Annotated in this window: 1 protein-coding gene; it reads left to right on the forward strand. The window is 69.0% G+C overall.

What is annotated here, in order from left to right; genetic code table 11:
• Window positions 1-126: 126 nt before the first annotated feature.
• On the forward strand, window positions 127-400 hold a 274-nt coding region (locus MXAZACID_RS17525), incomplete at its 3' end, for a PAAR domain-containing protein (RefSeq protein ID WP_008495944.1).

A 400-nucleotide genomic window follows, 5' to 3' on the forward strand; every position in this document is an offset into this window, starting at 1 on the left:
GGCCGACAAATGATCACCTCGTAATGAATGGCGTTATTTACGCGCGCCAACAGCCCGCCTAGGTTGCGCTTGGTTCTATCGAGGGGCGAATGAATGGCCGGGAAGCCAGCGGCGCGATTGACGGACATGCACACCTGCCCGGCCAGCAACGGCCCCGTGCCGCATGTCGGCGGGCCCGTCTCCGGTCCCGGCTGCCCGACCGTGCTGGTCGGGGGCCTTCCCGCAGCGCGCGTCTCCGACATGGCGGTGTGCGTCGGCCCGCCGGATACGGTGGCGATGGGCTCCTCCACAGTGCTGATCGGCGGCATGCCGGCGGCGCGGATGGGCGACCAGATGTCACATGGCGGCGTCATCGCGCTGGGCTGCTTCACGGTGCTGATCGGCGAGAGCGGCGGCAGCG

Source organism: Acidocella sp. MX-AZ02, assembly GCF_000306035.1.
Lineage (GTDB): Bacteria > Pseudomonadota > Alphaproteobacteria > Acetobacterales > Acetobacteraceae > Acidocella > Acidocella facilis.